This window comes from Gracilibacillus marinus (assembly GCF_042651725.1).
Taxonomy (GTDB): domain Bacteria; phylum Bacillota; class Bacilli; order Bacillales; family Amphibacillaceae; genus Gracilibacillus; species Gracilibacillus marinus.
In genome coordinates this window covers 3,054-4,716 of sequence record NZ_JBHSDV010000010.1, presented here as the reverse complement: position 1 = coordinate 4,716, position 1,663 = coordinate 3,054, and the positions used below count along the sequence as shown (strand labels likewise).

Sequence of the window (1,663 nt, the reverse complement as noted above, 5' to 3'; positions counted from 1 at the left end):
TTGATCATTGAAAACTGAACAAAACAACCAGTATGATATATAGTAAGAAATGCTAGCTTTTAGAAGCGAGCTTAAAGTCAACTTTATTTGAGAGTTTGATCTTGGCTCAGGACGAACGCTGGCGGCGTGCCTAATACATGCAAGTCGAGCGCAGGAAGCAAACAGATCCCTTCGGGGTGACGTTTGTGGAATGAGCGGCGGACGGGTGAGTAACACGTGGGCAACCTGCCTGTAAGACTGGGATAACTCCGGGAAACCGGGGCTAATACCGGATAACACTTATTACCACATGATGATAAGTTGAAAGGTGGCTTATGCTACCACTTACAGATGGGCCCGCGGCGCATTAGCTAGTTGGTGAGGTAACGGCTCACCAAGGCAACGATGCGTAGCCGACCTGAGAGGGTGATCGGCCACACTGGGACTGAGACACGGCCCAGACTCCTACGGGAGGCAGCAGTAGGGAATCTTCCGCAATGGACGAAAGTCTGACGGAGCAACGCCGCGTGAACGAAGAAGGTTTTCGGATCGTAAAGTTCTGTTGTTAGGGAAGAACAAGTACCGTTCGAATAGGGCGGTACCTTGACGGTACCTATCGAGGAAGCCCCGGCTAACTACGTGCCAGCAGCCGCGGTAATACGTAGGGGGCAAGCGTTGTCCGGAATTATTGGGCGTAAAGCGCGCGTAGGCGGTTTTTTAAGTCTGATGTGAAATCTTGCGGCTCAACCGCAAGCGGTCATTGGAAACTGGAGAACTTGAGTACAGAAGAGGAGAGTGGAATTCCACGTGTAGCGGTGAAATGCGTAGAGATGTGGAGGAACACCAGTGGCGAAGGCGACTCTCTGGTCTGTAACTGACGCTGAGGTGCGAAAGCGTGGGGAGCGAACAGGATTAGATACCCTGGTAGTCCACGCCGTAAACGATGAGTGCTAGGTGTTAGGGGGTTTCCGCCCCTTAGTGCTGCAGTTAACGCATTAAGCACTCCGCCTGGGGAGTACGGCCGCAAGGCTGAAACTCAAAAGAATTGACGGGGGCCCGCACAAGCGGTGGAGCATGTGGTTTAATTCGAAGCAACGCGAAGAACCTTACCAGGTCTTGACATCTTCGGATGTCCCTAGAGATAGGGAGTTCCCTTCGGGGACCGAATGACAGGTGGTGCATGGTTGTCGTCAGCTCGTGTCGTGAGATGTTGGGTTAAGTCCCGCAACGAGCGCAACCCTTGATCTTAGTTGCCAGCATTTAGTTGGGCACTCTAAGGTGACTGCCGGTGACAAACCGGAGGAAGGTGGGGATGACGTCAAATCATCATGCCCCTTATGACCTGGGCTACACACGTGCTACAATGGATGGTACAAAGGGAAGCAAAACCGCGAGGTCAAGCCAATCCCATAAAACCATTCTCAGTTCGGATTGTAGGCTGCAACTCGCCTACATGAAGCCGGAATCGCTAGTAATCGTGGATCAGCATGCCACGGTGAATACGTTCCCGGGCCTTGTACACACCGCCCGTCACACCACGAGAGTTGGTAACACCCGAAGTCGGTGGGGTAACCTTTTGGAGCTAGCCGCCGAAGGTGGGACCAATGATTGGGGTGAAGTCGTAACAAGGTAGCCGTATCGGAAGGTGCGGCTGGATCACCTCCTTTCTAAGGATAATAGGAAC

At 52.7% G+C, this 1,663-nt stretch carries 1 rRNA gene; it reads left to right on the top strand.

Features of this window, described 5'->3' with window-relative positions:
* Positions 1-83: 83 nt before the first annotated feature.
* A 16S ribosomal RNA gene (locus ACFOZ1_RS16390) occupies positions 84-1,646 on the top strand.
* Positions 1,647-1,663 lie beyond the last annotated feature (17 nt).